Source organism: Mucilaginibacter arboris (assembly GCF_009754915.1).
In the GTDB taxonomy this organism is placed as follows: Bacteria; Bacteroidota; Bacteroidia; order Sphingobacteriales; family Sphingobacteriaceae; genus Mucilaginibacter_A; species Mucilaginibacter_A arboris.
On record NZ_WPIK01000006.1, the window covers coordinates 80,164 to 104,980 of the forward strand.

Consider the following 24,817-nt stretch of genomic DNA (forward strand, 5'->3'; position numbering starts at 1 on the left):
GACTAAATGTGCCAACCGTAGTTTGATGGCAAAATGCAGAAAAGCCCATACTGGTAATATAATTAGAGCATGTTTAAATTTTGTTCAACCTATTTTTGATACTTCTTTTATCCGGCAAAAATTTGCGGCCCTTTATCAAAAGGTAATTTAAACGCCAATTTTTTAATGGTAAAAGAAGCATTGTGGTTTTTTGTGATATAAATTTAAAGAGGCATTTAGATAAATCCTATTTTAGTTTTTGCTAACCTTTGTTATTTATGTATCCACTTATTACAAAAGCTTTATGATGAAGCACTACTTTAAATTATCGTTCCTGCTGCTATTCCTCCTAATGAAAAAAAATGTTTCTGCTCAAAATGCAGACCGCTTTTTTGCAAAAAAGGATTTGATGACCATCGGCTCCTACTATTATCCAGAACAATGGCCGCACGAATATTGGGAGCGCGATATTAAAAAAATGGCAGAAGTTGGGTTTGAGTTTACACATTTTGGCGAATTCGCATGGGCTTTTATTGAGCCGGAAGAAGGCAAGTTTGATTTTAAATGGCTGGATGAAGCTGTTGAACTGGCTTCTAAAAATCATATTAAAGTGATTTTGTGTACATCTTCTCCAACACCTCCAGTATGGTTAAGTCAGAAACATCCCGAAATTTTAATGGTAAACGAAACAGGAACAACGATGCAGCATGGATCCCGGCAGCAAGCTTCCTGGTCAAGTTCGGTTTACCGGCAGTATGTGTCCAAAATGGTAGAAGCTTTGGCCAAGCATTATGCCAATGATAAACGCATCTGGGGTTGGCAACTGGATAACGAACCTTCGCATTACGGACAGTATGATTATAGTCCCGCAGCACAGGAAAGTTTTCAGAAATGGTTAAAAGCAAAATACAAAAATATTGATACACTTAATAAAACCTGGGGAACAGCTTTCTGGAGCATACGTTATTCAGATTTTAATCAGGTCCGTATTCCTAACGCAAAAGAACTGATTGCGCAACCAAATCCGCATGCTGTGCTTGATTTTAAACGCTTTTCTTCGGATGAAATAACTGATTTTTTAGGAATGCAATACAAAATATTACGTCAGCATATTTTACCCGAACAATGGATTACAACGAACTTAATGCCCGATCATGCTCCTGTTGATCCGGAACGGATGACTAATCTTGATTTTGTAACTTATACCAAATATTTGGTTGCCGGTTATGATAAAGGTTTAGGGCCGCAAGGTTTCAGAATGGGTTCTCCTACAAGTATTGCTTTTGCCAATGATTTTTTTCGGTCTATTAATGGAACAACAGGTGTAATGGAACTACAACCCGGTCAGGTAAACTGGGGCAAGTTCAATCCGCAGCCAATGCCTGGAGTAGTACGCATGTGGATATGGCACGCCTTTGCCGGTGGAAATAAATTTGTGTGCAACTATCGCTTTAAACAACCACTAACCGGTGGCGAGCAATATCATTACGGCATTATCAGTACAGATGGCGTAACGCCAAGTACAAGCGGATTGGAATATATCAAAGTGATCAAGGAGATGAAAGATTTAAGGAAATCTTACGATCCGAATGAAAAAATGCCAAAGTCTTATCAATCCAAATTAACTGCCGTTTTGTACAATCCGGATAACCGTTGGGAAATGGACAATCAACCTCAAACTAATCAATGGGATTTTATGCAGCATTTAATGCGTTATTATGGCGCTTTAAAACAGTTTGGCGCTCCTGTTGATGTTATTACAGAGGATAAAGATTTCTCCAAATATCCGGTTATGGTTGCTCCGGCGTATCAACTGCTGGATGCAAAGTTGGTGGCCAGATGGAAACAATACGTCGAAAACGGCGGACATTTAGTTCTATCATCCCGTACCGGACAAAAAGACCGCAATGGTAAACTTTGGGAAATGAAATGGGCAGAACCTATTTATAATTTAATCGGTGCTAAAGTTTCTTTTTATGATCTCCTGCCCGATTCTGTTCAGGGAACGATAAAAATGGGAACAAAGAGCTTTAAGTGGAATAATTGGGCTGATATACTGGAACCTTTTGCAGGAACAGAAGTTATCGCAACTTATAGCAGTCAGTTTTATGCAGGAAAAGCAGCTGTTATCTCTTGCAAATTGGGCAAAGGAACTGTCACTTATGTCGGTGCGGATACAGATGACGGTTCTTTAGAAAAAGCAGTGCTAAAAAGAGTATATCAACAAGCAGGGATTGTTAGTGAAGATTTGCCGGAAGGCGTAGTAATTGACTGGCGCGACGGTTTTTGGGTTGGCGTTAATTATTCCGGAAAACCTTATCAAGTTCCTGTTCCTGCTCAAGCTAAAATTTTAATTGGAACAAAAACGCTTAAACCAGCTGATGTGATTGTTTGGAAAGATAAATAATTTTACTTTTATGTCTGAAAGAAATAAACTTAGTAAACCTCGAATAACTTTAGACGGAAAATATATTTACACATTTACCTTTAAAGGCGATGGTTATGGAACTGTTGATGTTATAGACTTAATTACGGAAAATAATTACTTCGCTTCTTTTTAGCTTCACTTTCACGATAATAAATCCACTTGGTTATATTTAGATTTTAACGATAAAAGTTTCGTATCACCATTAGGTGAAGAAGTTCACGCTTTTAACTATCCGATTGATTATTTTTTAGAATCCTTAACAAAGGAGCTAGAGATTCCTGGAGCTAAATAATTTTTCCATATCAAAAACCTGTCGTCGATATAAAACATAAAAAGGCACTTAATGGGGTTTTTATTCTCAATTTGCAAGTAATTACTGATACAAAGGTTATTAATCATATAAATTAAAACACGATACAAAAATGAAAAAGTTGTTTACCATCCTTTTAATAGTTATTTCTATTAATGCTATTGGTCAAACTCCAATAAATCTATTAGCTAAAACCGAAAAAGAAATTAAAGATGCAATGAGTTCTTTTTCAGTTGTTTCTTTTGAAAAATCTTTTTCAGAAACTGGAGATCCAATTTTAGGGTATCAATTTGACTTCGATTTTTCAACAGGCAAAAACAAATCTAATAATAGTATATATGCAGCCCTATTCCCTCTTCAAATTGAAAATACATGTGTCAATTGTTACTATTTTTACAGTGACAACAACGACTTAGAACCAATAGTTAACAATATAAATGAAAGTCCCATTTTTGTTAAAATAGATAATGTTTTTGGTTGGCACAACAAAAATAAAAACTACGATATAATTATTGAACAAAATAAAAATGGAAAAGGCTTCACTCTTAGATATTCCTGGAAATTTAAAAAAACATAAATTTCATCAAAAAAAATGAAAATTGCACTTGTCCCATCTCGTATTTAGTTACCCTCTCGAGGGCGGGTCTGTTTAACAATCTCATCACCTTATTACTTCTCCACCTTAATACTTCTTTTATCAATAGAATTTTGAGGTTGAATTTCCAATCCTTCCACATTTTTTAGCTGTAAAAGAGGCATGTTTGCTGGTGTCTCTGCTTTTACATTATTTAAACTGATGCTTTTTACATCATCCAAAATAATAGCCGGGCGCGTTTCTCTTCCCAAAAAGCTAACTTCCACATTATTCATTTCGATGTTTTTAGCGTGGCGGATGAAGAAACCGTATGAAGGAAGTACACCAAATTTTTCCGGCTCAGGATATGTTTTTTCAAACTCAGGAACAACTTTTTGAATTTTGCTTTCTGCTGAATCTATTGGCCGATAATAAATACGGATGTTGTTGAGTTTCACATCTTCAATCGGATGTCCGGGCAAGCCGGCAATTAAAGATGCAAAATGAGAATCTGCATTATAAACCATAACATTACTGATTAATATTCTGCGTAGAGCGCCAATTGGCGTTCCTTCTGGTGCCCGAAGTCGGCCACCAAGACGAAGGAAAATTGGAGAATTAACAACATCCCGCATGGTAATATTGGTTATCGTTACATCTTCCAGTAAACCGCCATCCACTGTTTCCAGCGCTAAACCTCTGCAAAAATCAAAAACACAGTTAGAAATGGTAATATTTTTAAATCCTCCGTTAGATTCTGTTCCCATTTTAATCCGTCCCGTTGGCCCTTCATGGTCCGGTACCATTTTTGCTTCTTTGCGCTGATAAGTTCCGTTTAATAACGTTCCTCGATCATAACCGCTAACCTGACAATTGGTAATCGTAACATTTTCTGTAGCACGGGCATAACCTAAACCAAAAGAACTTTTTAAACAAATCGCATCATCCCAGGGAGAATTTACGGTACAATTTGAAATGCGAACGTTGCGGCAACAATCCACATCAATGCCATCGCGATTGGTATCCATTTTTAAATTATCAACCGTAAAATTATCAACGCCAGTTGCCAGGATAGCCATGTGTCCACCAAAAAGAATAGAAAAATCTTTTAAAATAACATTGCGGCAAAGTTTAAGGCTGATGGCTTTATTTCCTTCGCCTTTTCTTTTTGGTATTTCGCGAGTAAGTCCTTTTCCATAAATAGTTCCGGGGCCGAGGATAGAAATATCTTCCAGGTTTTCGCCCCAAATCAAACTGTTATGCCAGTGACTATGCCCAAAATCCTGATATTTTGTAGAAACAGAAGCCTCCGCCTCGTCATAATTCTGCTTTCCTTCCTGATAATCAGAGGCCTGCAAAATACAACCTTGATCTAAATATAAAGCAACATGACTTTTCAGATGGATAGAATAACTCAGAAATTTTCCTGCCGGAAAGTAAACTGTTCCGCCTCCTGCTGTTGCTGCAGCTTCAATAGCTTTATTTATGGCTTCGGTTTCTAATGTTTTTCCATCGCCTTTGGCGCCGTAATTTTTAATGCTATAAAAGAAGCTATTCTGCGCACACAGATTTATTGGAAGCATGGAAATCAAAATCAGCATCAAAAGAAGTTTACTAAATGCTTCTTTTATCCCTATAATTTCACACTTTACAGGATTTGATCCTATCCTCTTATTTAACTTCATCCTGATTGATAATTGGTTGACCTTGTTTTACGGTTAGCTTTAATCCGGAAAGATCCACATCTTTAACATCTTTCAAAATAAAACCTTTTTCTGCGGTTATATTGCAGTTAACAAAGGAAACATTCTGAATTGGACTTCCGCTTAACCCGCTCATATCGCCCACATTTTTAACTGTTCCAGAAATATTGATCAGCTTGATATTTTTTACAACCGGCAAAACTTTAGCCGGAGGTTTTATCGGCGGAACCATTCTCCATGCCATATTAAACTCAAAAGCTTTCCCGGTTTGATTGAGTTTGATGTTTTTATAAGTGATATTCTCCACAACGCCACTTCTGCTTGGCTGCGATTTAAAACGAATTGGCGCCCAATTTCCTGCTTCCATCACACAATTATCAACGGTAACCTCACTAATTCCACCGGAAGTTTCACTTCCCATAGCTACGCCACCATGGCCGTAACCAAAACGAGATTTATCAATCAAAATATTTTTGCTTGGACGGTTTACCCGCAATCCGTCTTCATCTTTTCCTGATTTAATGGAGATGCAGTCATCATTTACATCAATATCACAGCCGGTAATATGAACATCAGTACTCGAATCAATATCAATTCCATCAGAACTTGGAATGTTATGATCAGCCGAAATTTTAAGATTTTGAACCAAAACATGATCGCTATACAAAACGTGCAGGCACCAAACCGCCTGATTGTGTAAATTTAAGTTAGCAATAGTTGCATTCTTACAGTTTTGAAAACAAATTAAACGCGGACGTCCGACACGTATTGGATTAACATTTCCTTCGGCTCGTGCTTTCAAGGCACGGGCAGTCCAGATATCTCCTGAACCGTCAATCGTACCTTCGCCGCTAATGGTAACGCCGTTTAAATCATTAGCGTTAATAAAGGCAGATGTCCAGGTTTTTTCCTCGCCTTCCCAACGCGTTGGTATCTGCGGATAATCTTCAGGATTAATAGAACCTTTTAAAACGCCGCCTTTTTCAATTTCCAGGTTAACTCCTTTTTTTAAAAAGAGTGCACCACTGATAAATATACCTTTTGGAACTACAACAACACCTCCGCCTTTTGCTGCACATTGCTCAATTGCGGCTTGTATTGCTTTGGTATTTAAAGTAAGGCTATCACCTTTAGCACCAAAATCAGTAATAAGATACCGTTTTGCAGTTTTAGGTTGAGGAAGAATAAATGCCGATAAAAACAGCATAGTAATTATGGCAGACAGGATAAATACTTTTTTCATGCAGTTCATTTAGAAGTGCGATTAGAACGAATGATAATAAACTGGCTTTCGTGCCCTGGCAAAACCAATTGAAGCTGTGTTTTACCATTTACTGCAGATGAAGTTATTGGTTTAATTGTACCGCTGTTTACATCCCAAATTTCTGCTTTTCCGGTTCCGTTTAAAGTTACTTTCAGGTTTTGATCCTGTTCGCCTTCGTTAAAAAAGAAATACATTTCGGCATCCTTCCAATTGCGATGCAAGTATTTAATAGCAGGAACTGAATGTTCCAATTGTACATCAGGAGAACTTATTTTTTGAATAATGTTATCAGTCAAATTTCCGGATGCTTCTTTTACCGCCCAATTTATTAATTCAACCGGTTTAGCTTGCAAAAACGTTTTGTCGAACTTTTTTTCAGGCTGATGTCCAAGAAAAATTACTTTTCCGCCTTGTTTTGCAAAATCCTGTAATCGTTTTAATGCCTGATCCGACATAATTTCAGTTTCAGGAATGATAATCGTACGATAACTTTGTCCGCTTAAATTAGTAAAGCTTCCTTTATTTAATTTAAAAACAGATGTAAGCGCTTGGTTATCTACAAAATCAAAATCAATCTGATGTTCCAATAGTTGTTTTGCAATATTTAGCAAACTGGTATTGGCTTCTTCATCTCCCAGCCACATGCTTTCTGTAGGACAATACAAACCAACCTGCGCAGCCGGAATGCCGTTTGACAGCAAAAAAGAAGCACGGTTAGAATATTCGGCCAAAGCCGGAAAAGCAGGATCGGTTAAGTAACTTTCTCCTTTAGCTTTGCCATTTGCTGAAGAAGGCCAAAACATATACTCAAACAGATTGATGCCCCGAACTAATTGTTCATTCACAACCCATCTGGCATCAGCAACAGTAGGCTTAGGTGTATAAGCTGCAAAGCTTTCGCTTAAAGCACGAGGTTTGCCATACATGTGTGCAGCAGAAGAAGCAAGTTTGGGGAAATCAGCAACATTATCGTACCAGATCTGGTGCCAGATTGCATCAACGCCTGGAACCTGTACATAACGCATATCTTTAAAATAATCACCTTCACTTCGGGCTAAATCCATCAGTTTATCTTCGTGATTGATGTGCACCATGTATTCCAAGCCGTTCTGCGCGCACCAGTTGGCTTGTACTTTAAAAAAGTTATCCCGAAATAAATCTGACCATACATCCCAGAAATCTGCTTTGGCCAACTTCTGTTTTTCTGTCATAAAAGGAGTAAAAAACGAAGCCAGATAAGGCGTGATATCATAACCTTTCTTTTGCTTGAAAATATTAAGCAGTTCAGGTGTCCAGGGTGTAAAGTTATATTCAGGTTCGTCTCCTCTAAACCCTAAAACGGTTTTACCAAATTCATCGCCAATGTATTTTTTGTATTGCACATGAGTAAACTCCAGAAACTGTCGGGTAGCAGCCGGATTTAGGTAATCGCATAAAGAATTAACAGTATCCTTTCCACCTGTTGGGTTATTAGCAGCACGTGTTACCGAAGTTTTAAAGCGATGCTGTGCCAATAAAATCTGCCAATTGCCTTGAGGCGCTTTCCAGTTTAACTGATGATTGTTAAGGCTGATAATTTCATTCGCCTTGTTTTCAGCATTAACAGCAACGGCGCTGATGATGGAAGCATCTAATTTTTCGTTAACCGTTTCTTCTTCTTTTAGGTTGATTCGTTTAGCAATCACTAATCCCTGCATCCGCAAATCAGGTCGTTCCTGACTAAATTTTCCGCCCGCAAAACCGCTCGGATATTTACCTTCATCAATAATCCACAAATGCATTCCCCGCTTTTTCAGTTCCTGTACAATCATCTTTACATTTTCAAACCAACCGGCAGACAGGTAAGGTTCTTTCATGTGGTAGCCGCCTTCGATGGTTACTACTTTTATGCCTTGTTTTTTGATAGCATTTAAATCCGCAGAAATGGATTCTAAACTTAAAGGCCCTTCCAAACCATAAGTTAACGTTTCGGCATATTGCGAAGGAGAATTTTTAAATGTAGTCGCCATTTCTGCATATTTGGGCAGCGTTACTTTTTGCCAGTTTTGTTGTGCAAAAAGTAAACCGGCCGACAATAATGCTATGCTCAGTAGAAGATACCTTTTTTTACTTTTCAACATTATAATAGTGTTCTTGAACTAAATTTAAAAACCCGTTTACTTTTTTAGCGGTAATGTATGCACGAGCATCTAAGTTTAATAACTTTTAGGTATTTGTGATAGAGAACATCGCAGTCTTAACATGCATAGATTTATATTAAGCAGGGAGGTGCAGTTATCCGAACGGATACAAGCATCATATTTAACAAAGGTGGTATTCTTTTCAGTAAAAAACCCTTATGTCTTACAAAATGCTGTTTAAATTTATGGTGCTTCTTTTAAGCATATCAATTTGGTGTTTTAATTTATACAAAAAAAATGAAAGCTTTATATTTTTTAGGTGATAAAAGAAGCATAGACAATACGTTAAATAAAATTTAAACAGGCGCTAACACTTTTTATTTTTGAGTAATATTTTGTTATTCCATATAGTAAGTTTAGGTATGTTTTTATTTTAATAGACAGGCTTTTATTTCATTAATAAGAATTCATGCATCCTTCAGGGCTTGTTTGAATTAATTAAGGGATTTTAAGTTAAACCAATAGAAAGCGTCCTTTTTGTGGTGACAAAACGACAATCAGATCTACCCTGCCGATTTAACAGAAACCCTGTGGCAATTTATAAAAAAGACTTTTCAATTTGATGAAAGAAAGCGGAAGTATAGTTTGCGTCCGACCTAGGACGCGATCAGTTATTTGGTAAAATCCGGGTGCCTGTGGCGGATGTTGCCTGCAAATTTTGCAAAAGGCAACTGGTTTATTATTATCATAAGAAATGGCCTTCTCTATAGTGTTATGACCTGCTTTTATCCAAGTTGCAGGTAAAAAAACGTTTTGGATATATTTTACAGATCGTGGTGCGTTCCGATGATAAAAAAACAGGGTTTAAACCTATCCATAAAAGATGGGTAATCGAACGGACCTTTTCCTGGTTCGATAACGACAGGCGGCTGTACAGAAATTATGAACTACTATTGGAAACATCAGAAGAAATCGTCAAACTTTCTGCCATAAAATTATTATTAAACAAAATTTAAACAGGCCCTATAATGGAATAAACTGAACATATTTTTAAGTAACAATTTAGCACCTGCTTAAATTTTGTTCAAGATATCAGATATGCTTCTTTTATCACCTAAAAGTTAGCAAAATCATTTGTTTTTTGTAGAAACAGGAAAGTTTAACGCTAAAAGGGGCATTTTACCAATACTGTTTTTAACCCGTACAAAAGAAGTATCGCAGGAAAACTAACTGATAACCGCAATCCGCTGCCGGATTGCTTCATACAAAATTACACCGGTAGAAACAGAAACATTAAGCGATTCAATTTTGCCAAACATTGGTATTTTGGCCAGATAATCGGCTATACGGATTAGTTCATTTCCAATTCCGTCTTCTTCCGAACCCATAATAATGGCTGTTGGAACAGTATAATCCGGCTGATAAATATCAGCGGTTGTTTTCTCGGTGCAACAAACCAACTGCAAACCCGAAGCTTGTAAAAACTGAACGGTTTGCAGTAAATTCTGATGCCGGCAAACTGGAATTTGATACAATGCACCAGCCGAAGTTTTTATCGCATCTGCATTAATTTGCGCCGAACCTTTTGCCGGGACAACAATTGCCTGCACACCTGCACATTCTGCCGTGCGCGCAATTGCGCCCATATTACGCACATCTGTAATGCTATCCAAAACCAAAATTAGCGGCACTTCTCCGCTTTCATAAACCTGCGGAACAATATCTTCTATTTTTTGATACGTAATTTCTGAAATGACTGCAATAATGCCCTGATGGTTTTTTGCGGTAATCCGGTTTAGTTTTTCTATCGGAACTTGTTGTGCTGTAATCTGGTATTCGTTCAGTACTGCTTTTAATTCATGAAATAACTCTCCGCCCAAACCCCGCTGCATGTATAATGCTTCAATTTCTTTCCCCGAACGGACCGCTTCCATTACAGCACGAATGCCAAAAACCATCTGGTTGCTTTCCTTTTTAAACTGCGGGCGCTGCATCATCTTCTTTGTTAATTTTATGCGAAAGTAATTATAAAAACAGCGAACTGATACCGGTAAATACAGATGCTTCTTTTATCCGCCTAAAATTGTTAACAACGTTAACAGTTATCCACATTGTTACAATATGCTTATAATCAACCTCAATATATTTTTACTAACCCTTTTTTAACAATTAGATGTAAAAAAGCTATCGACAAAAAAATAATAATAAAGTATAACTAACTCTATATCAACGCACGGTATATACTTGTAAAAAGTGTGTTGATTGATGAAATTATTAACCGCTCAATTTTGTTTATTTTTGATGCTATGAGTTTAGAAGGTGATAATATTTCAAGCAGGCCGGGTACGTTTAATTCCGAAAGGCGTTCAAAGTTTACCAATCCAACACCGAGCAGTAATTTAGGTAAACTGCAACCGCAGGCAACAGATCTGGAAGAAGCTGTGTTAGGCGCTTTAATGCTGGAAAAAGATGCTTTATCTTCTGTCATTGATATTTTAAAACCAGAAGTTTTTTATCGCGACAGCCATCAAAAGATTTTTTTAGCGATAAAAACACTATTCGAAAAAACATCTCCCGTTGATATTTTAACCGTAACCGCACAATTGCGTCAGCAAGGCGATCTGGAAATGATTGGCGGTGCTTATTATATTACCGAACTAACCAATCGTGTTGCTTCGGCAGCCAATATTGAGTTTCACTCCCGGATTATCATCCAAAAGTTTTTACAGCGGGAACTGATCAGGATTTCTACAGAAGTAATTAGCCAGGCATACGAAGACACGACCGACGTTTTGGATTTGTTAGACAAAGCTGAGAAAAACCTTTTCGACATCGCCCAAAATAACCTTCGTAGAGATTCCCGAAAAATGGACGACCTGATGCACGAAACGCTGAAGGAAATGGAAGCGTTAAAAAATAAAAAAGACGGCTTAACCGGTGTTGCTTCCGGTTTTACGGATTTAGACCGAATGACTTCCGGCTGGCAAAAATCTGATCTGGTAATTATTGCGGCACGCCCGGCAATGGGTAAAACGGCTTTTGTATTGAGTTGCGCCCGAAATGCTGCCGTTGATTTTAACAAGCCGGTTGTTGTTTTTTCTTTGGAGATGTCGTCCATTCAATTGGTAAACCGTTTGGTTTCCGGCGAGACGCATATCGAACAGGAAAAAATCAGGAAAGGTAATTTGGAAGAATGGGAATGGCAGCAAATCCACTCCAAAATTGGCCGTTTAGAACAAGCCCCTTTAATTATTGATGATACACCGGCTTTAAATATTTTTGAATTCCGTGCAAAATGCAGAAGATTAAAATCACAGCATGATATCCAAATGATTATCATTGATTATTTGCAGTTGATGCAGGGAAAAGGCGAAGGCAAAGGCGGCGGAAACCGGGAACAGGAAATCGGTAGTATTTCGAGGGCATTAAAATCGGTTGCCAAAGAGCTTAACGTACCGGTTATTGCACTTTCACAGTTAAGCCGTGCAGTTGAAAACCGTCCCGGAGGATCAAAACGGCCAATGCTTTCCGATTTACGGGAATCTGGTTCGATTGAGCAGGATGCAGATATGGTTTTGTTTTTATATCGCCCGGAATACTACGGACTGGAGTTTGATGAGGACAATAACCCAACGCAAGGTGTTGGCGAGATCATCATTGCGAAACACCGAAATGGCGAAACCGGAAGGGTCCGATTGAAATTTGTGGGTAAATATGTGAAATTTACCGATCTGGATGATAATTCCAGTGATTTTTCTCCAGCCAATGCTTCCGCCGGTTTAAAATCATCTGCTGAGTTTGAGAAACCAAATAATTTTATCATCCGTCCATCCAGAATGGATGACCTGGAAGACGAACCGCCTTTTTAATTAAAAAAATACGCTGAGCAAAACGCCAAGCAAAATAACAACTGGCGTTTTTACCGGTGTAAATTGCAGCAGTAAAAAAGTGGCAACCATCAAACTAATTCCTTTAAAATCGGTAACAAATGGTTGTGCCAGAAACAAAAAGGCAGCCACCATAAAACCAACGGCAACGGCATTGATGCCGCTTAAAGAATTACGGATATTGCTGATCTTTTTCAAATCGTCCCAGAAAGGGACAATAAATAAGATCAGGATCAATCCCGGCAAATTAATGCCCAGCATGGAAATAAAACTTCCGGCAATTTGTCCGCTAATACCATAGCCACGGTTACCTAACGTTAACCCACCGATAAAAGAAGTAAAGGCAAAAGTTGGCCCGGGTAATATTTGCTGTAAAGCAAATCCGGATAAAAACTCAGAGTTACTGAGGTAATGTTTCATCTCTACAAACTCTGTAAACATTAGCGGAACCAGCACCTGTCCTCCGCCAAAAATTAAAATACCATTGCGGTAAAAGTTTTCAAACAAACGGATAGGCAAACTAAAGGGAGAAGTTTGGTTAATCAAAGCGCCTAAAGCAGCAAAAAACAGCAAGATCCCGATAAAATAAGTTACTTTCCGCTGGTTAATATTGGCAAATAGTTTTACCCGAAGTGCATCTTCTTCCGGTTTTGCTTCAAATGCTGAAGAAATAATGCCGCCCATCATAATCAGGATTGGGAAAGCATAAGCACTTCTCAAGATTAAAGTTGCAGCCATTGCCGAAATAGAAAGCAAAATGCTTAGTTCTGATTTTAAAAACTTGCGCCCGAAACTATAAGCAGCATAAGCTACCACACCAACTGTAACCGGCTGTACATAACGGAAAGCATGCGTAAACATTCCCTTTTCTACAAACATTTTGTAAAAAATTGCAGCGATACACATTAGTGTAGCCGAAGGAATTACCCAGATAAAAAAAGTAATGATGGCCAAAATCAACCCTCCGGTCTTCCAGGCAATCCCTACTAAAGTTTGTGTGGACGACGGGCCAGGCAATACTTGAGAAAGTGCGTTAAGCTCCATCAGTTCTTCCTCAGAAATATAACGCCGTTTTTCTACAAACTCCCTTAATAAATACGCCAGATGCGCTTGCGGGCCACCAAAAGCCGTAAGCGTATAAAACAATACATCCCGTAAAAACAAAATATGGCGCTTATTCAAAACAGCAGCAATTAATCATCTTCGTATTCGTCCACCCAACCGGTTAATTCTCGGTGAACGCCTTGCAATTCGGCAAAAGCATGCATGTCGTTTGCTTTCCGTGCAACTTCCATACCTTTTTCATAGGTAAAAACAGCATCAGGCTTGCGGCCAAGCGCTTCGTACAATTTCCCTAAATGATAATAGGTGCCTACATAAGCCGGATGATTGTTAATCAGGTCTTCATAAAATTCCAGTGCTTTAGCAGTATCATTCAACCGCAAATACTCTGTTGCGAGGGCGTATTTAAGAAATTCATCTCCAGGCTCGTCATTAAAAAAGGCTAAAAGCTTATCCAGTCGGGTTTGCTGCATTTTAAACGGTGTATTTTTTTTAATTTTGCAAAAAAGCTTTATATGAACATTTTGGTTTGTATCAGCAATGTGCCAGATACTACAGCAAAAATAACTTTTACTGATAACAACACGCAATTTAATACAAGCAGCATGCAGTTTATCCTGAGCCCGTATGATAAAATTGCCTTTTCGCGCGCTATTGATCTGGAAGAAAAGGATAAACGAACGGTTACAGTAATCCATGTAAGAACGGCAAGTGCAGAACCGATGATCCGAAAAGCACTGGCTGCCGGAGCAAATGATGCGGTTAGGATTAATGCTGTAACAGAGGCTTTAAAAAATTATAAAACATTAGCTTTAGCTAATTAGATAAGTTGTGATGGGCAATAACATGCAAAAAATAAAATTAGACATTGTAGGCTTGTCCTACAGTCAGACCCAATCTGGCGCTTATGCTTTGGTTTTAGGAGAAATAAGTGGCCGAAGGCGTTTACCAATTGTAATTGGCAGTTTTGAAGCACAGGCTATCGCAATTGAAATTGAAAAGATGACGCCAAGCCGTCCACTTACACATGATCTTTTTAAAACCTTTGCACAGTCGTTTCATATTACTATACAGGAAGTAATTATTTACAACCTGATTGATGGTATTTTTTACTCTAAACTAATTTGCTCCGACGGAAAAAAAACAATGGAAATTGATGCCCGCACATCCGATGGCATCGCTATGGCTGTCCGTTTTAACTGCCCGATTTATACTTACGAATTTATTTTATCTTCTGCCGGAATTGTAATTGAAGGAAATGATTTTGTTTACCTGGAAAATATCAACGCCGACCCGCAGGAAGAAAAAAATATTGCCGCTGTTGCCAAAGGCTATACTTCTTTTAGCACCGAAGAATTGGAGGTTAAACTGAAAGAGGCCTTATCAGAAGAAGCTTATGAAAAAGCTGCAAAAATCAGGGATGAATTGACCAAACGCAAATCCTCCTGATTTTTATTGAAATATTCCGTAATTCCCGATCTAAATTTTTAATTTCCGCTTTATTTTAAGCTGAATACGCATACATGGAAAGATTTACCGGACTGATAGGCATTGTACTGATTTTTGCACTTGCTTTTTTATTATCTAACAACAGAAAAGCAATTAACTACCGGGTAGTCTTATCAGGGTTGGCCATTCAGTTACTATTAGCCCTGTTTATTTTAAAAACGCCTGTTGGTAAAGCTACTTTTGCCTGGCTTGGCGAAAAGGTTTCTAAACTCCTCGATTTTTCTCATGTTGGCGCCACCTTTGTTTTCGGCCCGCTTACCGATCGCTTGTTTTTGAATAAAGCTTTCGGCACAGATGTAAATACGATTTTCTTTTTCAGCATTATTCCAACCATCATTTTTGTTGCTGTTTTGGTAAGTGTAGCTTATCATTTAGGCATTATGCAACGCATTGTAAAAGCAGTTGCCGTTGTAGTTTACAAAGTGATGGGCGTTTCGGGCGCCGAAGCATTATCTAACGTAGCCAGTACATTTGTGGGCCAGGTTGAAGCACAAATCATGATCAAACCGTTTTTAAAAGGCATGACCATGTCTGAACTGCTGGCTTCTATGGCTGGCAGTATGGCTTGTATTGCCGGCGGCGTTATGGCGGTTTATATTTCTTTTGGTGTACCTGCAGAATATCTACTTGCCGCAAGTATTATGGCAGCGCCTGGTGCTTTGGTAATTTCTAAGATTGTTTGGCCGGAAACAGAAGTATCAGAAACAAAAGGAAAAGTTTCCCTGGAGATTAAAAAAGTGGATGCCAATCTGGTTGATGCCATTTCGCACGGTGCAAGTGATGGCTTAAAAGTTGGATTAAACGTAATTGCAATGCTGATTGGCTTTATTGCGATTATTGCTTTAGTGGATTATTTATTAGGAAAAATAGGCTTTTTCATGGGCAATAATTTACATGCAAGCCTTGATTTTATAGGCATCGATTTAAAAACATTAAGCCTGAAACAGATTTTAGGCGCTTTGTTTTCTATTTTTGCCTGGGCAATGGGTGTTCCCGGAAAAGATGTCAGAACAGTAGGCTCGTTAATGGGAACCAAAATGGTGCTGAACGAGTTTGTTGCTTACCTTGACCTGATTAAAATTAAAGCCAGCTTAACACCTAAAGCCTTGTTAATAGCGAGTTTTGCGCTTTGCGGATTTGCAAACTTCAGTTCTATAGCCATACAAGTTGGTGGTATAGGCGAGTTAGCCCCTGCACGCCGCCACGATCTGGCTAAATTAGGAATGAAGGCTTTGATCTGTGGAACGCTGGCTTCTTATTTATCCGCCACGATTGCCGGTATTTTAATGTAAGATTTAGGTTGATAAAAGAAGCATTGCTGTTATTTTGAACAAAGTGAGAAATCTTCTTTTAAAGTAGCACATCTTTCGCTTTGATGAAGATCCCTCCTATCGTCGGGATGACAAAACGAAAATGACAGATCATAAAAAAAGCTTCCGTTTCGGGAAGCTTCTTTTATCGCCTAAAAATTTATATTATAATTTACCTGCCTTTCATTTCTACATATTCCCGGAAGGTAGAACCTGTATAAACCTGACGCGGACGGCCAATTGGTTCTTTGTTCACCTTCATTTCTTTCCATTGGGCTATCCATCCCGGTAAACGGCCTAAAGCAAATAATACGGTAAACATTTCTGTCGGGAAACCTAAAGCGCGATAAATAATACCGGAGTAAAAATCAACATTCGGATACAACTTGCGCTGTACAAAATACTCGTCTTTTAAAGCTACTTCTTCCAGTTGTTTGGCTATTGCCAGGACCGGGTCGTTCACGCCTAATTTTTCCAACACATCATCGCATGCTTTTTTTATGATTTTGGCACGGGGATCAAAGTTTTTATAAACGCGATGGCCAAAACCCATTAAACGGAAAGAGTCATTTTTATCTTTTGCTTTGGCAATCCATTTTTGTGTATCGCCGCCATCATTTTTGATTTGCTCCAGCATTTCAATCACCGCCTGGTTTGCGCCGCCATGAAGCGGGCCCCACAAAGCAGAAATTCCGGCAGAAATAGAAGCATATAAATTACAATCCGAAGAACCAACGATACGAACGGTTGAAGTAGAACAGTTTTGCTCATGGTCTGCATGTAAAATAAGCAGTTTGTTCATTACATCAACCAAAACCGGGTCAACAGCTACTTCTTCTGTACGCTGGCCAAAAGTCATGTGCAAAAAGTTGCTTACATAATCATATTTATTCTGCGGATAAATAACCGGATGGCCAAATGATTTCTTGTATATCCAGGAAACAATCGTACTCATTTTAGCCAGCATTTTAATGATGGTTAAATTGATCTCCTCCTCGGTTTGGTTATTTTTTAATGATTCTGGATAGAAAGCAGAAAGGGAACAAACCAATGACCCTAATTGCCCCATGGGATGGGAATGACTGGGAAAACCATCAAAAAACTTCTTCATATCTTCATGAACAAGTGTATGATGACTAATTTCATGCTCAAAATCAGCAATTTGTTTTTCGGTTGGCAGTTCTCCATAAATCAATAAAAAAGCAACTTCCATAAAAGTTGATTTTTCTGCCAATTGCTCAATTGAATAACCCCGGTACCTTAAAATGCCTTGTTCTCCATCCAAAAAAGTAATGGCACTTTTTGTTGCACCTGTATTTTTGTAGCCAGTATCTAAAGTAATATAACCGGTTAAATCACGAAGTTTAGCAATATCAACTGCTTTTTCATTTTCTGTCCCTGTAATTACAGGCAAATCGTAGGTTTTATCTGAAAGCTTTATTTGTGCTGTTTCTGGCATGGAGATATAGGTTAAAGCTCAAAAGTAAATAAATCCGGCTACTTTTGATGTTTGCGTTATGATATTATTGTAAAATTTGAGTTTCAAACACTTTCAAATTTTCACCCTAATACTTCATAAACTACAACCGGCATTGCTTTGTTTTTTAAGTTTACTGAACCAATCTTTTGAAATTTAAATGATCCTTGAACCTGTTCATAAACTTGTTCGTTCACCAGGACCTGGCTTGGTTTTCCAACAGACTGCAGCCGTTGGGCAGTATTTACAGCATCGCCAATAACGGTATAATCAAGCCGCTTCAAGGAAACAGAACCGATATTACCGGAAACAACTTCACCCGAATTAATACCAATGGAAATTTCGAGCTTAAATATTTTGTTTCCTGCTTTTATTTCTTCAATTGTACCAATTTCCTTTTTTACCCATAAAGCAGCATGAATAGCGCGTTCCAGATGGTTGTTACCTCTAAAAACGGCCATTACTGCGTCACCAATAAATTTATCGATGTGGCCTCCCTGCGCAATAATTTCTTTTACAATTTTATCAAACAGGCTGTTTAACAAATTCACTACTGTATTTGCCGGAAATTGTTCTGTTATAGCTGTAAAACTGCAAACATCAATAAAAATGATGGTGGCTTCCAGCGCTTCATTTCTCATAAGGTCGTTTTCAAACTCCTTATGTGTCATAAAGTTTAGTACGTTCTCATCAACATACATTTTTAAAATATCGTTTTCCTTAATTGCCCTTAATGTTTGCTGTAATTGTTTAACATGTCGGATCGTTTTTTCCATCGTGAGGTCCAGATCCTCAAAATCAACCGGCTTACAAACAAAATCAAAAGCACCCCTGTTCATTGCCGTCCTGATGTTTGCCATATCTCCATAAGCCGAAACCATTACTGCTTTTATAACAGGGTTTATTTCTGTAAGCTTACTCAATAAGGTTAAACCATCCATTACCGGCATGTTAATATCACTTAAAATTATATCTAAATCCGGGTGCTGCTGCAATTTTTCTAATGCTTCGGCACCATTTTGTGCAAATACAAATTCATAAACATTTTCTCTGATTTTTCGCCGGAACTTTTGCTTAACCAAGAGTTCCAGATCGGCTTCATCATCCACTACTAAAATTTTAGCCATTATGAAACAAAGGTTTTTAGTTTTTCTTTTAGACTATTAAAATCTACTGGTTTGGTTAAAAAATCGTTAGCACCATTTTGCATAGCCTGCTGATAGTTTTCCTGATCGCCATAAGCCGTAATCATCATGACATAAGGAGGGGCTGAAAGATGTTCATGCCTGATCTCTTTCAGCAAATCCAGGCCACTCATTCCAGGCATATTGATGTCAGATAAAATCAGTACAATTTCAGAACCATCCCGGTGTAGGTAATTCAAAGCTTCTTCGCCGGAAAGGGCAAAGCTGAATTCGACTTCTCTGTTTTTAATTTCTTTACGGAAACGCTGCATAAAAAGCGGTTGTACATCCGGCTCGTCATCCACTACTAATACTTTCATATAACTGTTTAAATATAATTAATAGTTAAGTGCGCAAAGGCAAATTAATAATAAATTCAGAACCTACACCTTCTTTGCTGTTAATATTTATACTTCCACTATGTCCTTTTACCACAATATCATAACTTAAACTTAAGCCCAGTCCTGTTCCTTCACCTGTTGGTTTTGTAGTGAAAAAAGGTTGTAATATCTTATCTTGAATTTCTTCCGGAATGCCCATCCCATTGTCTTTTACTTTGATCTCTAAAAAAGTATCGGTAAAAGAAGTACTCACCGTAACCTCCGGTTTGTAAGCTGCCCCTGCTGTTTTTTGCTTCTGCTGGGTAGCATAAAAAGCATTGTTAAAAAGGTTAAGCAAAACCCTTCCAATATCTTGCGGAACAATGTTTATTTTAGGAAGATTTTCCGCGAAATGTGTAGTCATTGTAGCGTTAAAGGTTTTGTCTTTAGCCCGCAAACCATGGTAGCTTAACCGCAGATATTCATCTGCTAAATTATTAATATCTGTTAGCTGCCGCTCGCCGCTGTTATTGCGCGAGTGTTGCAGCATGCCTTTTACAATGCCGTCTGCACGTTTTCCGTGGTGCCGTATCTTTTCCAGGTTTTGTTTGATATCAGCAGCTATGGCTGATGCTTCTTTTACATCACCTTTTTCCAGTTCTTCTTCCATTTCATCCACCAGTTCTGCGCTTACTTCCGAGAAGTTGTTGACGAAGTTTAATGGGTTTTGGATTTCATGCGCAATTCCTGCTGTCAGTTCGCCTAAAGAAGCCAATTTTTCGGATTGGATGAGTTGGTCTTGTGTTGTCCGCAGTTCTGCCAGCGCATGTTGTAATTCTTCTTTTTGCTGCTGCAAAGCTGCCGTACGCTCCTTTACCATTGCTTCCAGTTCCACCTTTCGCGCTGCTATTGCCCGGTTCAGTTCCTCTTCCTGCCGTCTTTTTTCCCGTTCCTTCTCCATCGCTTTCTGCTGGCGGTTAGAAGTGAACCAGGAAGCAAAAATCCATACAATAGCAAATGCTTGGGCCGTTCCCACATAGCCACTCCACTTATTATCAAATTCGGAACTAAAGAGTGTTAAACCATTTTTTATCAGCGATACCACTACATAAGGCACGATGGAAAGACCAAAAGCCTTAACCGGGTGCAATTGCTCTTCCTGATAAATAATACCAACAATGGCCAAGAGTATAAAATCCCAAATCCAATCAAAAATATGTTCGTGACGAAAAATGATCTGGATGATGAATATAAAAACAATAGCAGAATTACTTCCATTAGCCCACTGGTCCCACTTTTTAGGATGATTAAAAGTTTTCAAAGTATTTCGGATACTCCGAACAAGCAGGACAGCAATCAAAAAAGGCACTATAGACATAAAAATAAAATTGGAGTTTAGGTAATGCTTCTTTTACCGCAATAAAAACAGTACCGTTAATATAATAAAGATAGCTTGTAAAACCTTATACATCAATCCGTGATTTTTTTAGTTATGAAAAAAGCAGGGTTTTGCAAACCAAAAACAATTATGTATAAAAAGAATTGTTATTTGTACATTTGCGCCCTTAAATTTATTACGTTAAATCATGAAATTATCTCAGTTTAAGTTCAATTTACCAGAATCATTAATTGCACATACACCATCAGAAAAGCGGGATGAAGCCAGGTTAATGGTATTGCACCGCGATTCGGGCAAAATAGAACATAAAATTTTTAAGGATATTTTGGATTATTTTGATGATAAAGACGTAATGATCCTGAACAACACCAAAGTTTTCCCAGCCCGTTTATATGGCAATAAAGAAAAAACCGGTGCTACTATCGAAGTTTTTTTACTGCGTGAGCTAAACAAAGAGCTTCGTTTATGGGATGTTTTGGTTGATCCGGCCCGTAAAATCCGCGTAGGAAACAAATTGTATTTTGGTGATGATGACCTTTTAATTGCCGAAGTTGTTGATAATACTACTTCCCGCGGCCGTACCATTCGGTTTTTATTTGACGGAACGGATGAAGAATTCAGAAAAAATGTAGAAATTTTAGGCGAAACGCCGCTTCCAAAATACATCAAACGTAAAGCAACTGCAGAAGATAAAGAGCGTTACCAAACTATTTTTGCTAAAAATGAAGGCGCTGTTGCTGCGCCGACTGCCGGTTTACATTTCAGCCGTGAATTGATGAAACGCCTGGAACTAAAAGGTGTAGAATTTGCAGAAGTAACTTTGCATGTTGGCCTGGGTACTTTCCGCCCGGTTGAGGTAGAAGATTTGACCAAACATAAAATGGATTCGGAGCAGTTTATTATAGAGCAAAAACAAGCTGATATTGTAAACCGCGGCATCGAAGCAAAAAAACGCATTTGTGCGGTTGGCACAACTTCTATGCGTGCCATTGAATCAGCCGTTTCGGCCAATCATACTTTAAAAGCAGCCAACGACTGGACCAGCAAATTCATTTTTCCGCCGTATGATTTTAGCATTGCCAATTGCATGATCACTAATTTTCATACGCCAGAATCTACTTTGCTAATGATGGTTTCTGCCTTTGGCGGTTACGAAAACGTAATGAATGCTTACGAAGTGGCCGTAAAAGAAAAATATCGTTTTTACAGTTATGGTGATGCCATGCTGATTATCTAAATGCTTCTTTTAGCACCTAAAAATTGCAGGCCGTTATTAGTTCTATGAAATTTTTTGCAGTAATAGTAGCAGGAGGTTCCGGAACGAGGATGAATGCACAGCTTCCTAAACAATTTATGTTGCTGGCCGGGAAGCCTGTTATTATGCACACCATAACAGCTTTTTCTGCTTCTGCGGAAAAACCGGAGATTATGGTTGTGTTGAATAAACAGCAATTTAGTTTCTGGGAACAACTGTGTGCAGAGCACCAGTTTACTGTTCCGCATACTTTAATTGCAGGCGGAAATACCAGGTTTCAGAGTGTAAAAAATGCTATCGATACAATTAACGAAACGTCTGTTATTGCCATTCATGATGCTGTGCGCCCATTAATCAGTACAGCAATTATCTCAAAAGCATATCAGCAGGCATTAACTGAAGGAAATTCAGTGGTTGCCGTTCCCAGTAAAGATTCTGTACGCTGGCAAAAAGCAAATGGTGTTTCGCAAAATTTAAACAGAAACGAAGTATTTTTGGTACAAACACCGCAAACCTTTCAATCTGAAATGATAAAAAAGGCCTATCAGCAGGAATACAAAGAGGAATTTACAGATGATGCAAGTGTGGCAGAAAGTTTTGGTATAAGGATTAACTTGTTACCGGGAGACCCTGATAATTTTAAAATAACTTTCCCTGCCGATTTACTGATGGCAGAATTGATTTTAAATGAAAAGAGCCGCTAAATACGGCTCTTTTCATTTTATTTAAAAAATATTATGCCCTTCTTATTACCTTTAAAAGGATTATAATAACAGCAATAACAAGTAATACGTGAATTATTCCTCCGTCTCCAAAAGTCCCCAACCCGTGGAACAAGAAGCCGATTACCCATAAAATAATTAAAATTACGGCGATAAGGTACAGTAGATTTCCCATTGTTTTTAAGTTTTAGTTTAGTGTTTTAGTAGATTTTAAACATCTAAAAGCTAAAATTGTTCCAGAAATCAACTTCAGGCAATAATAGTTAAAAAGAGAAGTTATATGCCATCTATCCTAACTAGAAACTATAACCCGTAACCATTTTCACTAATAATTCTAATACTCGTCTTCGTTAAAAAAGAAATCGTCTTTTGTCGGGTAATCAGGCCAGATTTCTTCTATATTTTCATAAGGCTCGCCATCATCTTCCAAAGCCTGTAAATTCTCAATTACCTCAACCGGCGCTCCTGATCGTATTGCATAATCAATCAGCTCATCTTTAGTTGCCGGCCATGGTGCATCTTCTAAATGTGATGCTAATTCTAATGTCCAATACATAATAATTCTATTATTTAAAAAGTTCGCAAAAGTATAATATTTTAAAATGATTATTAAAATTTTTTAGCAGATTAATTCCTCGGGTTCCACAGGCTTTCTGCTATATTTTGATCATAACCAATCTTTCTTGCCAGCACGAACAAGTAATCACTCAATCTGTTCAGGTAAACTTTCACTTTTTCTTCTACAAAACTACTTTCTGACAACTGTATGGTAATTCTTTCTGCACGCCGGCAAACGCATCTGGCCAAATGACAAAACGAAATGGCATTATTACCGCCAGGCAGGATAAAATGTTTCAATCCGGGCAAAGTTGCTTCCATTCTGTCTATTTCTGTTTCCAGCAATTCAATGTCATCAAGTTTAAGATCAGGGATTTTCATTTTGGATTTTTCAGGGTCAGCAGCTAAGGAAGAACCAATCGTAAACAATCTGTCTTGTATTTCTTTAAGCATCAACTGCTCCTTTTCATCCAATTCCTGACCGCGGATCAAGCCGATATAACTGTTCAGTTCATCAACCGTACCGTAACTTTCAATCCGCAGGTGATACTTTGGGACACGCGTTCCGCCAATTAAGGAAGTATAACCATCATCGCCCGTTTTGGTATAAAGTTTCATGCTGATACAATTAATTTTGCTTTAGTTTGTTTAGGTAGAAAAATTGCCGGTAAAAGAAGCATTACAATAATTAAGTTTTATAAATATCTTGGATGCTTCTTTTATCCCTATAAAATAATGAAAAGATTGCTCATTTTAAGTGCTTTTGTCCTGACTAATACCTTATTTACCGGTTTTAAAAACCCGGTTGTTGTTCCTGCAAAAATATCATTTGCTGCCAATACGCCTTTAAATATTTTTTTTGCGGAGAAGATTTTTAATGATTTTTTTCCGATGCGTAACAAGTTTTATACTTATCCATCATTTTTAAAAGCTGTAAAAGAGTTATCCGCAGTAAAAATCAAGGTAGAAAAAAGAGATGTATGGATGTATAAAATTACGCGTACAGATTTAACAACCGGTAAATCAACTGTAGTGAGGCAGGATGCCGACTGGAACGAAGCCTGGGCACAGCAAAAAAAATACACTTCTTTTACCGTTAATTTTAGCGCTTTCTGTTCAGAAAAAAGCCCGGAAACCAATAAAAAAGAGCTGGCTGCTTTTTTAGCCCAGTGCGCACACGAAACGCGCGGCGGCGAAGATGGCAAATACAATGACGGCCTGATGTTTTTGCATGAACTGAATACCAAACTAACTTATACCAGTCCGAATAATGTTTATCCTGCTGTTCCAGGAAAGAAATATTATGGCCGCGGCCCCTTGCAACTAAGCTACAACGGCAACTATGGTTTTGCCAGCGATTGTATTTTTGGGGATAAAAACAAGCTGTTGCAAAACCCGGACCTGGTAACAGCCGATGCGGTGACGGCTTTTAAAACAGCTATCTATTTCTGGATGATGCCGCAAAATGCAAAACCTGCTGCGCATGATGTTATGGCCGGAAACTGGCAGCCAACAGAAGCTGATAAAGCAGCAGGACGTGTTGCAGGTTTTGGCATGACAACCAACATCATCAACGGTGGCATTGAATGCAACAAAGGAGATAAAAACTTCGATATGAACGACCGCATTGGTTTTTACCAGCTTTTTTTAAAAAAGTTACAAGTTGCTGATACTAACTGTGCTTGTTCCTGTGGGAAAATGCAGCCGTATCCGTGAGAGAAAGCTTTGAGGTATGAGGTTGCAACTGATTGTTGAT

The 24,817-nt window shown here is 38.2% G+C and carries 23 protein-coding genes and 1 pseudogene; 11 read left to right on the forward strand and 13 right to left on the reverse strand.

All coding sequences use genetic code 11. The annotated features are described in order from the left end of the window. Nucleotides 1-331 precede the first annotated feature (331 nt). From GO621_RS07830 to GO621_RS07840, 3 genes are all read left to right on the forward strand, one after another. The gene (locus GO621_RS07830; protein WP_232335612.1) at nt 332-2,386 is read left to right on the forward strand and encodes a beta-galactosidase; all 2,055 of its coding nucleotides are present in this window, start codon (nt 332-334) and stop codon (nt 2,384-2,386) included. Between the two features lie 10 nt (nt 2,387-2,396). Then, complete coding sequence (locus GO621_RS07835) at nt 2,397-2,540, forward strand: hypothetical protein (RefSeq protein WP_157565779.1); 144 nt, start codon at nt 2,397-2,399, stop codon at nt 2,538-2,540. Between the two features lie 289 nt (nt 2,541-2,829). Beyond that, nucleotides 2,830-3,294, forward strand: a complete 465-nt coding sequence (locus GO621_RS07840) for a hypothetical protein (RefSeq protein ID WP_157565781.1) — start codon at nt 2,830-2,832, stop codon at nt 3,292-3,294. Nucleotides 3,295-3,386: 92 nt separating this feature from the next. On the opposite strand, the gene GO621_RS07845 is transcribed toward GO621_RS07840, so the two are convergent. The 3 genes from GO621_RS07845 to GO621_RS07855 all read right to left on the reverse strand — a co-directional run bounded on the left by GO621_RS07845 (nt 3,387) and on the right by GO621_RS07855 (nt 8,378). Continuing rightward, the gene (locus tag GO621_RS07845; RefSeq protein WP_157565782.1) at nt 3,387-4,892 is read right to left on the reverse strand and encodes a rhamnogalacturonidase; all 1,506 of its coding nucleotides are present in this window, start codon (nt 4,890-4,892) and stop codon (nt 3,387-3,389) included. 70 nt (nt 4,893-4,962) lie between these two features. Continuing rightward, complete coding sequence (locus GO621_RS07850) at nt 4,963-6,237, reverse strand: glycoside hydrolase family 28 protein (RefSeq protein ID WP_198170177.1); 1,275 nt, start codon at nt 6,235-6,237, stop codon at nt 4,963-4,965. A gap of 5 nt (nt 6,238-6,242) precedes the next feature. Continuing rightward, entirely contained in the window at nt 6,243-8,378 is a 2,136-nt protein-coding gene (locus tag GO621_RS07855) for a glycosyl hydrolase (protein ID WP_157565786.1), read from the reverse strand. An 836-nt stretch (nt 8,379-9,214) separates the two neighbouring features. Between GO621_RS07855 and GO621_RS19375 the strand changes: the two genes are divergently transcribed. Next, complete coding sequence (locus tag GO621_RS19375; RefSeq protein ID WP_394350183.1) at nt 9,215-9,394, forward strand: transposase; 180 nt, start codon at nt 9,215-9,217, stop codon at nt 9,392-9,394. Nucleotides 9,395-9,604: 210 nt separating this feature from the next. Here the strand turns inward: GO621_RS19375 and rlmB are convergent, their stop codons facing one another. Next, nucleotides 9,605-10,372, reverse strand: a complete 768-nt coding sequence (rlmB, locus tag GO621_RS07865) for a 23S rRNA (guanosine(2251)-2'-O)-methyltransferase RlmB (protein ID WP_157566090.1) — start codon at nt 10,370-10,372, stop codon at nt 9,605-9,607. A 312-nt stretch (nt 10,373-10,684) separates the two neighbouring features. Between rlmB and dnaB the strand changes: the two genes are divergently transcribed. Continuing rightward, nucleotides 10,685-12,247, forward strand: a complete 1,563-nt coding sequence (dnaB, locus tag GO621_RS07870; RefSeq protein ID WP_157565788.1) for a replicative DNA helicase — start codon at nt 10,685-10,687, stop codon at nt 12,245-12,247. Here the strand turns inward: dnaB and chrA are convergent, their stop codons facing one another. Both chrA and GO621_RS07880 read right to left on the reverse strand, forming a co-directional pair. Further along, the gene (gene chrA / locus GO621_RS07875) at nt 12,248-13,447 is read right to left on the reverse strand and encodes a chromate efflux transporter (RefSeq protein WP_157565790.1); all 1,200 of its coding nucleotides are present in this window, start codon (nt 13,445-13,447) and stop codon (nt 12,248-12,250) included. It abuts the gene before it with no gap. Nucleotides 13,448-13,458: 11 nt separating this feature from the next. Continuing rightward, on the reverse strand, nt 13,459-13,800 hold the full coding sequence (locus tag GO621_RS07880; protein WP_157565792.1) for a tetratricopeptide repeat protein: 342 nt from the start codon (nt 13,798-13,800) through the stop codon (nt 13,459-13,461). Between the two features lie 42 nt (nt 13,801-13,842). Between GO621_RS07880 and GO621_RS07885 the strand changes: the two are divergent. The 3 genes and pseudogenes from GO621_RS07885 to GO621_RS07895 form a co-directional block, all read left to right on the forward strand. Next, nucleotides 13,843-14,103, forward strand: a pseudogene (locus GO621_RS07885) (electron transfer flavoprotein subunit beta/FixA family protein); the annotation flags it as partial. 70 nt (nt 14,104-14,173) lie between these two features. Further along, nucleotides 14,174-14,776 carry a bifunctional nuclease family protein gene (locus tag GO621_RS07890; protein WP_157565796.1) on the forward strand — a complete coding sequence of 201 codons (603 nt, stop codon included), beginning with the start codon at nt 14,174-14,176 and terminating at the stop codon, nt 14,774-14,776. Between the two features lie 74 nt (nt 14,777-14,850). Continuing rightward, nucleotides 14,851-16,128: a NupC/NupG family nucleoside CNT transporter gene (locus GO621_RS07895; RefSeq protein WP_157565798.1), complete on the forward strand. Its 1,278-nt coding sequence runs from the start codon at nt 14,851-14,853 to the stop codon at nt 16,126-16,128. 190 nt (nt 16,129-16,318) lie between these two features. Here the strand turns inward: GO621_RS07895 and GO621_RS07900 are convergent, their stop codons facing one another. The 4 genes from GO621_RS07900 to GO621_RS07915 all read right to left on the reverse strand — a co-directional run bounded on the left by GO621_RS07900 (nt 16,319) and on the right by GO621_RS07915 (nt 20,505). Beyond that, entirely contained in the window at nt 16,319-17,605 is a 1,287-nt protein-coding gene (locus tag GO621_RS07900) for a citrate synthase (protein ID WP_157565800.1), read from the reverse strand. A 101-nt stretch (nt 17,606-17,706) separates the two neighbouring features. After that, nucleotides 17,707-18,750: an adenylate/guanylate cyclase domain-containing protein gene (locus GO621_RS07905; protein WP_157565802.1), complete on the reverse strand. Its 1,044-nt coding sequence runs from the start codon at nt 18,748-18,750 to the stop codon at nt 17,707-17,709. Next, nucleotides 18,750-19,127 (reverse strand): response regulator, encoded by a 378-nt coding sequence (locus GO621_RS07910; protein WP_157565804.1) that lies wholly within the window; start codon nt 19,125-19,127, stop codon nt 18,750-18,752. Before GO621_RS07910 ends, GO621_RS07905 begins: the two co-directional genes overlap by 1 nt. A gap of 25 nt (nt 19,128-19,152) precedes the next feature. Then, complete coding sequence (locus tag GO621_RS07915; RefSeq protein ID WP_157565806.1) at nt 19,153-20,505, reverse strand: sensor histidine kinase; 1,353 nt, start codon at nt 20,503-20,505, stop codon at nt 19,153-19,155. A gap of 208 nt (nt 20,506-20,713) precedes the next feature. On the opposite strand from GO621_RS07915, the gene queA reads away from it, so the two are divergent. After that, the gene (gene queA / locus GO621_RS07920) at nt 20,714-21,763 is read left to right on the forward strand and encodes a tRNA preQ1(34) S-adenosylmethionine ribosyltransferase-isomerase QueA (RefSeq protein WP_157565807.1); all 1,050 of its coding nucleotides are present in this window, start codon (nt 20,714-20,716) and stop codon (nt 21,761-21,763) included. A 44-nt stretch (nt 21,764-21,807) separates the two neighbouring features. Then, nucleotides 21,808-22,485, forward strand: coding sequence for a 2-C-methyl-D-erythritol 4-phosphate cytidylyltransferase (locus GO621_RS07925; protein ID WP_157565809.1), 678 nt, complete (start codon nt 21,808-21,810; stop codon nt 22,483-22,485). Nucleotides 22,486-22,516: 31 nt separating this feature from the next. On the opposite strand, the gene GO621_RS07930 is transcribed toward GO621_RS07925, so the two are convergent. The 3 genes from GO621_RS07930 to GO621_RS07940 all read right to left on the reverse strand — a co-directional run bounded on the left by GO621_RS07930 (nt 22,517) and on the right by GO621_RS07940 (nt 23,679). Then, complete coding sequence (locus tag GO621_RS07930) at nt 22,517-22,678, reverse strand: lmo0937 family membrane protein (protein WP_157565811.1); 162 nt, start codon at nt 22,676-22,678, stop codon at nt 22,517-22,519. Between the two features lie 159 nt (nt 22,679-22,837). Then, nucleotides 22,838-23,059: a DUF2795 domain-containing protein gene (locus GO621_RS07935; protein ID WP_002996718.1), complete on the reverse strand. Its 222-nt coding sequence runs from the start codon at nt 23,057-23,059 to the stop codon at nt 22,838-22,840. 71 nt (nt 23,060-23,130) lie between these two features. After that, nucleotides 23,131-23,679 (reverse strand): cob(I)yrinic acid a,c-diamide adenosyltransferase, encoded by a 549-nt coding sequence (locus GO621_RS07940; RefSeq protein WP_157565813.1) that lies wholly within the window; start codon nt 23,677-23,679, stop codon nt 23,131-23,133. A 117-nt stretch (nt 23,680-23,796) separates the two neighbouring features. On the opposite strand from GO621_RS07940, the gene GO621_RS07945 reads away from it, so the two are divergent. Continuing rightward, nucleotides 23,797-24,777 carry a chitinase gene (locus GO621_RS07945; protein WP_157565815.1) on the forward strand — a complete coding sequence of 327 codons (981 nt, stop codon included), beginning with the start codon at nt 23,797-23,799 and terminating at the stop codon, nt 24,775-24,777. Nucleotides 24,778-24,817 lie beyond the last annotated feature (40 nt).

Excerpts from the sequence above, each read along its gene's own strand:
- GO621_RS07830 (WP_232335612.1), top strand. The coding sequence starts at position 332 with ATGAAAAAAAATGTTTCTGCTCAAAATGCAGACCGCTTTTTTGCAAAA.
- GO621_RS07835 (WP_157565779.1), top strand. The coding sequence starts at position 2,397 with ATGTCTGAAAGAAATAAACTTAGTAAACCTCGAATAACTTTAGACGGA.
- GO621_RS07840 (WP_157565781.1), top strand. The coding sequence starts at position 2,830 with ATGAAAAAGTTGTTTACCATCCTTTTAATAGTTATTTCTATTAATGCT.
- GO621_RS07845 (WP_157565782.1), bottom strand. The coding sequence starts at position 4,892 with ATGCTGATTTTGATTTCCATGCTTCCAATAAATCTGTGTGCGCAGAAT.
- GO621_RS07850 (WP_198170177.1), bottom strand. The coding sequence starts at position 6,237 with ATGAAAAAAGTATTTATCCTGTCTGCCATAATTACTATGCTGTTTTTA.
- GO621_RS07855 (WP_157565786.1), bottom strand. The coding sequence starts at position 8,378 with ATGTTGAAAAGTAAAAAAAGGTATCTTCTACTGAGCATAGCATTATTG.
- rlmB (WP_157566090.1), bottom strand. The coding sequence starts at position 10,372 with ATGCAGCGCCCGCAGTTTAAAAAGGAAAGCAACCAGATGGTTTTTGGC.
- dnaB (WP_157565788.1), top strand. The coding sequence starts at position 10,685 with ATGAGTTTAGAAGGTGATAATATTTCAAGCAGGCCGGGTACGTTTAAT.
- GO621_RS07880 (WP_157565792.1), bottom strand. The coding sequence starts at position 13,800 with ATGCAGCAAACCCGACTGGATAAGCTTTTAGCCTTTTTTAATGACGAG.
- GO621_RS07890 (WP_157565796.1), top strand. The coding sequence starts at position 14,174 with ATGCAAAAAATAAAATTAGACATTGTAGGCTTGTCCTACAGTCAGACC.
- GO621_RS07895 (WP_157565798.1), top strand. The coding sequence starts at position 14,851 with ATGGAAAGATTTACCGGACTGATAGGCATTGTACTGATTTTTGCACTT.
- GO621_RS07900 (WP_157565800.1), bottom strand. The coding sequence starts at position 17,605 with ATGCCAGAAACAGCACAAATAAAGCTTTCAGATAAAACCTACGATTTG.
- GO621_RS07905 (WP_157565802.1), bottom strand. The coding sequence starts at position 18,750 with ATGGCTAAAATTTTAGTAGTGGATGATGAAGCCGATCTGGAACTCTTG.
- GO621_RS07910 (WP_157565804.1), bottom strand. The coding sequence starts at position 19,127 with ATGAAAGTATTAGTAGTGGATGACGAGCCGGATGTACAACCGCTTTTT.
- GO621_RS07915 (WP_157565806.1), bottom strand. The coding sequence starts at position 20,505 with ATGTCTATAGTGCCTTTTTTGATTGCTGTCCTGCTTGTTCGGAGTATC.
- queA (WP_157565807.1), top strand. The coding sequence starts at position 20,714 with ATGAAATTATCTCAGTTTAAGTTCAATTTACCAGAATCATTAATTGCA.
- GO621_RS07925 (WP_157565809.1), top strand. The coding sequence starts at position 21,808 with ATGAAATTTTTTGCAGTAATAGTAGCAGGAGGTTCCGGAACGAGGATG.
- GO621_RS07930 (WP_157565811.1), bottom strand. The coding sequence starts at position 22,678 with ATGGGAAATCTACTGTACCTTATCGCCGTAATTTTAATTATTTTATGG.
- GO621_RS07935 (WP_002996718.1), bottom strand. The coding sequence starts at position 23,059 with ATGTATTGGACATTAGAATTAGCATCACATTTAGAAGATGCACCATGG.
- GO621_RS07940 (WP_157565813.1), bottom strand. The coding sequence starts at position 23,679 with ATGAAACTTTATACCAAAACGGGCGATGATGGTTATACTTCCTTAATT.
- GO621_RS07945 (WP_157565815.1), top strand. The coding sequence starts at position 23,797 with ATGAAAAGATTGCTCATTTTAAGTGCTTTTGTCCTGACTAATACCTTA.